General features: G+C 44.1%; 6 protein-coding genes. 4 read left to right on the plus strand and 2 right to left on the minus strand.

Features of this window, described 5'->3' with window-relative positions; all coding sequences use genetic code 11:
- On the plus strand, positions 1-1,698 hold a 1,698-nt coding region (locus QUB51_RS23165), incomplete at its 5' end, for a DNA/RNA non-specific endonuclease (RefSeq protein WP_333263453.1).
- A 180-nt stretch (positions 1,699-1,878) separates the two neighbouring features.
- Here QUB51_RS23165 and QUB51_RS23170 read toward each other — a convergent pair.
- Positions 1,879-2,367 (minus strand): pentapeptide repeat-containing protein, encoded by a 489-nt coding sequence (locus QUB51_RS23170; RefSeq protein ID WP_333052292.1) that lies wholly within the window; start codon positions 2,365-2,367, stop codon positions 1,879-1,881.
- 198 nt (positions 2,368-2,565) lie between these two features.
- Between QUB51_RS23170 and QUB51_RS23175 the strand changes: the two genes are divergently transcribed.
- A complete protein-coding gene (locus QUB51_RS23175; RefSeq protein ID WP_333263456.1) occupies positions 2,566-3,066 on the plus strand; it encodes a pentapeptide repeat-containing protein in 501 nt (166 codons plus the stop codon).
- 195 nt (positions 3,067-3,261) lie between these two features.
- Positions 3,262-3,522 carry a hypothetical protein gene (locus QUB51_RS23180; protein WP_333052287.1) on the plus strand — a complete coding sequence of 87 codons (261 nt, stop codon included), beginning with the start codon at positions 3,262-3,264 and terminating at the stop codon, positions 3,520-3,522.
- Here QUB51_RS23180 and mrdA read toward each other — a convergent pair whose 3' ends face one another.
- Complete coding sequence (gene mrdA, locus QUB51_RS23185; RefSeq protein WP_333052285.1) at positions 3,523-5,337, minus strand: penicillin-binding protein 2; 1,815 nt, start codon at positions 5,335-5,337, stop codon at positions 3,523-3,525.
- A gap of 223 nt (positions 5,338-5,560) precedes the next feature.
- Between mrdA and QUB51_RS23190 the strand changes: the two genes are divergently transcribed.
- Positions 5,561-5,920, plus strand: coding sequence for a phage holin family protein (locus tag QUB51_RS23190; RefSeq protein WP_333052282.1), 360 nt, complete (start codon positions 5,561-5,563; stop codon positions 5,918-5,920).
- The last annotated feature ends 145 nt before the right edge of the window (positions 5,921-6,065 follow it).

The following is a 6,065-nucleotide window of genomic DNA, read 5'->3' on the forward strand; positions in this document are numbered from 1 at the left end:
AGTTTTGAACATGGTGTTGATGCTGCTCCTTGGGAGGGAATTGGTACGGGGTGGTTTTATTCGGTTTTGGGCGGCGGTTCGGAGTTGCGGCCCCAAACGAATGTAGAGCGCATACCGGTAGATTTTGACAATACTTATGATGCCAGAATGCGGGGAGATTTTGCGGTTCCTACTTTGTTTAATGGCAATTTTGATGCGGTTTTTAATCCGCAGGGTGGTAATCGGACTATTTTTTCTGATGCGATTCCTGGCTGGTCTTTTCATAATGGCGAAACGTCAGCGAGCGTAACTACAAACAATCTTGTTGATGTAAATCAGCTATCTGCAACACAGGCTCCGGCTTTGCACGCAGAACTGGATAGGATAGGAGTAGATCGAACTCAAGCTAATTATGCTCTGAAGTTAGACTCAGGCAAAAGTATTACCCACAACCGTTTTGTTGTACCTGATTGGGGAAATTTACGCTTTGACCTCCATGTTCCCGAAGCAGAACTGAAACGAGGAAGAAATGTTTTGGTCACTTTGTCAGCAGCAGATGGAAGTCCTTTAGGCGTTTCATCATCCATCAACTTGACGCGAGCAAATCGTACACCAGGTGCTTATTTAGCAGACACCCAAAAGATTGATTATGGAATTGAAGGGTTTGAGACTTTCCAAATAGAGGTACCTGACAATTTGCGCGGTAAAGTAGCAACCCTCAAGTTTGAAGTAGTTGGTGGCGGTACTGTTTACTTAGATAATGTATTTTTCAAAAGTCAACATCTACTGTTTGGAAATCCCTCAGATGCAAGGAACACAACTGACCTTGACGTTGCAGATAGCAATAACTATTTGCTAGAGAAAGCACAGTTTGCCACTGCTTATGATGACAGCAGTAAAACTCCTAAATGGGTAAGTTGGCAAATGAATCGAAAGTGGCTGGGTGAAACTCCTCGCTCAAAAATAGACTTTATTGAAGATAAAAGTATTCCTGAAAGCTGGGGTCGGATCGTAGATAAAGACTACCGTGGCAGTGATTACTCAAAGGGGCATATGCTACCTTCGTCTCACCGCACCAATAGCGAAAAAGACAACATAGCCACTTTTCTGTTGACAAATGTAGTTCCACAGCATTATGATAATAACAATGATTTCCGAGGAGAAATCCCTGATAGTCCAGCATGGACAAGTTTCGACGGTTTTCTTAAACAGATTACTGAGACCGATCCAATTACTGAAACCCCAAAAGAGCTTTATGTTGTTGCTGGGGGTTATGGCAGCAATCTGAATCCGCAGCGTTTCAGTCATAACTCGAAGCCTAGCACATTAACAAACCCCCAAATTCTTACTAACAAAGGAATCAATATTCCTGGTTGGACTTGGAAGGTTGTACTGGATTTAGAGCAACCAGGACTGACTCCTGCTAATGTCACAATTGCTAACGCTGGAACTTATGGCATTTTGACACCCAACGAAGTTGAGCCAGATCATGTACCAACTAATCCAAATGGCACAGTGGGTAATAATGGAGATTTTCCGGTACCAGTTCCTCACCCTTTCAATAGTTTATTAGGGTTGAGTCTTCCAGACATACAAAACAAAGCTGCTTGGAGAAATTGGCAAACATGGAAGCTGACTGTTAACCAAGTTGAGGAATTGACTGGACTTGACTTTTTCTCAAATATTCCCGACGAGATTGAGGAAATAATCGAATCATAAGGCTGATGGTCTAGACATCAAACAAAGTAGCCTGGAAAGCTGACTTGGCTTACCAGGCTCTTGACTTTTAATGAAATTGAACTATATATAGCGAACCTAAATGATTTGTGCAAAGCAAAATATTTGAAAATGCTATCCAGCCAGCATTACTATTACACACTCTTACATAAATGATTTAGGTTACTCATAATTTTCATCTTCATTATTAATAGTTCCATCTGGCATGATGGTATCACTAAAAATCAAACGCCCCTTTGGACTGACTTGAAATGTTGCCCCCATCAAGTTGGCTCTGGTCAGGTTGGTACAATTCAATAGCGTACAAAACAAGCTGGCTTCTCTCAAGTCAACATCAATTAGGTCGCCTAAGAGTTGAGCGTAATCTAGGATAGCATCCCTCAAATTGGCACCAGTCAATATAGTCAGCGATAGGGTAGCAAACTCTAGGTTAGCACTGCTCAAGTTAGCACCGCTGAGATTAACATAACTCAAATCGGCTCTAGTCAAGTTAGCACCGCTGAGATTGATACCACTCAACTCATTCTGACCTGGTTGGAGGTCTTCGATGTATGTCACGTTAGCAACGTTTAAGTCAGCATGACTTAAATCAACTCCTGAGAAATCCCTTTCTCCCGCAGCGTATCGCCTATATAGTTCTTCAACGTCCATGTTGGATGTCCTGAATCTATTTACACTATCAATAATACTGCATTCACTAAATAGCGATCGCGCCTCTTTTTATATTAAATCAATTCCCCACCCTATTAAGGATAGAATCGAAGCAATGTTCAAGTTAACACCACTTAAATCAACCCTAGAGTAATCCCTTTATTCAGCAGTATATTGAGATTTAGGAGAAGACGACCTATGAAAGGATCGCTATTTACTGAAATGAGTGCCTCAGAATTGCTCGAACGTTATGCTGCTCTTGAGCGAAACTTTGCTGGGATTCGTGTTAGTGCGTTCATATATTTGGAAGGAGCAATCTTGAGCGATGCCAATTTTTCCGGGGCTGTTCTGCAGGGTTCGATGATTGGAACTGACTTCTCTCGAACTTACCTGATTGGAGCCGAATTGGCTGAAGTGTCTCTGGAGAACGCCATCCTGCAACATACCCGCTTGGATGGAGCTACCCTCGCTCAATCGATCCTCGATCGAGCTGACTTGACTCATGCTTGTTTTGTACGTGCCGAGTTGGATGAAACCCTGGTGGAGAAGACCAACTTCTATCGCTCTAATTTGTTCGGTGCTTCCGGTGTAGACATCGAATACTGGCTGGAACAAGAATGTATTTTCTGCCACACTATTATGCCCGATGGCAGTGAGAGGAATGATGGGTGCCAACGTCTAGGTATTTGTGTGTATTAATTCACTTGGAGCCGCTGTAACAGCGGCTCGTGAACTTTCTTTATATTATTAAATCAAACAACGTAGGCGGGAAAACTTGCTAGGCCTACCAGGCTCTTGACTTTTAATAAAATTGAACTAATCTTCATCTTCATTAATACTGCATTTACTAAAGAGCAATATTAGCCGATCGCCCTTTTACCGCCTTTTACCCCTTTGAAGACTTACAACGAAGAAAACCTGGGACGACTGGCAGCGGAGTCAACATTACGATCGCTCGTAACTCAACTCTTAAATTCTGGAATGAGTCGGGAACAGGTAGCGCAAATGATGAATTTATCAACCGTGGAAGTGAGACGATTGGTAGGGGAAAACTTTTGTTCGATCGCACTTTTCCAAGATATCAAGAATAGTGCGATCGAATTATTGGACAAAATGAGAACAGTCAACAGTCAACAGTTAACAATTAACGAATGACTAGAGAGGCTTATTAGTAGGTTTAAAACCCTGCTTTTGAAAATAGGTTCGGAATACCTCTTGAGCAATTGGTGCCGCCGATACAGAACCAAATCCGCCGCCTTCAACTATAACTGCGATCGCAACTTCCGGTTTGTCAGCGGGAGCAAAACCCACAAACATAGAATTGTCAGGATGACCGGGCATTTCCACCGTCCCAGTCTTACCAGCACTTAAAGGAATAGTACCATCATTCATGCGTTTGCCAGTACCTTTTTTCACCACGTCAATCAATCCCTCGCGAACAACATTCAAAGTGGCAGGCTTAATACCTGTGGGAACTTTTTTGGTAATAGGAGTGTTAGTTTGAGAAGCCAATAAATGCGGCTGAACTCGATAACCGCCATTAGCAACAGTTGACACCATCACAGCCAATTCTAAGGGAGTACAAAGTACCAAACCTTGACCGATCGACATTGTTACCGTATCCCCAACATACCAATCTTCCCCATACATTTTCTGTTTCTCTGCTGGTACCGGAACTTGACCGTGATTGGCGGATTCCAACCCCAAAAGGTCTAAATTAATAGTACCGCCAATGCCCATTTTTTTAGCTGCTTTCGCCATTTCTTCGGGGCCGGCAGCCATACCTACTTGATAGAAAAACGTATTGCTGCTGTAGGCTAAAGCGTCGCGGAAACCGATAACGCCGTAACCGCCGCTGTGTTCGTTAAAAGAAATTCCGCCGATCGTAATTGAAGAAGAAGTGGCCACAGTCGAGTCAGGAGAAAACTTGCCCGACTCCATCCCCGCTATAGCAGTGACAATTTTAAAAGTGCTACCGACTGGATAACCTTGAACGGCTCGATTTAAAAACGGTTTTTCTGGCCCTTGCAGCCGCTCCCATTCTGTTTGAGTCACCTTGCGGGTGAAAATATTGGGGTCAAATGTCGGCCAACTAGCCATTGTTAAAAGAGCTCCGGTTTTTACGTCGATCGCCACAACTGCACCCAGGCGATCGCCCAAAGCTTTTTCTGCAGTTTTCTGCATATCTAAATCTAAAGTTAGCTGCACCGGTTTGCCGGGAATAGGGTCTTTTACACCTAAATCTTGGATTTCCTCGCCCTTAGCATTCACCTCGATTAAACGGTTTCCCCAAACGCCCTCTAAAGTTGAATTGGCTAATTTTTCAACTCCCATTTGACCCACGAGCATCCCCATCGGATATGCAGGATTAGCTTTTAATTGCTCTAAACTAGCTTCGCCGACGTACCCCAAAAGGTGAGCTGCTAATTGCTGGTGGGGATTGTCTCGGCTCGATTCTACGCGAATTTCAACTCCCCGCAAACTATTAGCTTGTTCTCCCAAAGCGACGAAAGTACCGACATCAATATCCTTACTAATTCGCACTGGCAGGGCCGATCTGTAGCCAGCGGCATCGATTTTTTTGACAATTTCGGCCGCGGGAAGTTTGACGATCGGGCCCAGTGTAGCGGCGATCTCTTGCCACTCCTTGGCCGATCGCTCTTTTGGCCACACATAGACCGATCGAGATACGCGGCTGGCCGCAAAAATTTTGCCGTTGCGGTCTAAAATTTGACCGCGAGTCGCTGGGACTGAAACAGGGCGAATACGGTTATTTTCCGCCCGCTGTCGGTTGTAGGCTCCCTGTATCAGTTGCAATTCGGCTAGACGAAATATTGGTAGCGCCATCAAGGTAGTGACGATCAGCATAAAAATCATAACTTGGAGCGATCGGCTGCGTTGCCGTGAAGCATTGTCCAAGCCATTTTTGTCGAATCGGACTTTAGAGTTAAAAGAAAAATCGCCAGCCATATTAATTAATCTGCTCTTTTTATTCAACTAACAGGTTGATACGGTTCCCATCCGGATTATTTTGCCTATGATACAGCGATTATAACTTCTCACTCTTTAGTGACAGACATAAATTCGGCCCGTTGGTAGACGAATCAGCCGGATTGCTTGATTAAGGTATATAAGATGTATGTTAAATATCAAGTTTTTTTGACAATTCAACTGTTAAGGAGGTACGAGCGCTGTGGAACCGATCGATTTTTTGATTGCTTGGCTGGTGACGGGTAGCAGCTTGCTACTGATTTCTCAACTGCCGATCGGCGTAGAAATTGACAGCACACCGAAAGCAGTAATTTCCGCTGCAGTTTTGGGAATGTTGAATGTTTTAATTTTGCCAATTCTGAAAGCAGTTTTTTTCGTGCCGAACCTACTGACGTTGGGGTTGCTTTCCGGCGCGTTTGCTTTTGTAATGAACGTGATTGTTTTTGCCTCGGCTGCGAAGCTAGTTGAAGGATTTAGTTTGCGGATGGGCCTTTGGAGCGCGGTACTGGGGGCGATCGCCTTGGCTGTAGTTAGCAGCTTTATCAACGGCGCACTAATTTAGCAACTTCCCCGGATAAAGGGCGATAGAAATCGCCCGATATTTCCCACCCTTAGCTGGCGCGTTTCGTGTGCCTACAACCGATTTCTATCGCCGAATATTTCTTCTCCCTTCTTCCTTCAATCCGTTACATCCGTTACATCCGTTA

Source organism: Microcoleus sp. AT8-A3, from assembly GCF_036705675.1.
Taxonomy (GTDB): Bacteria; Cyanobacteriota; Cyanobacteriia; order Cyanobacteriales; family Microcoleaceae; genus Microcoleus.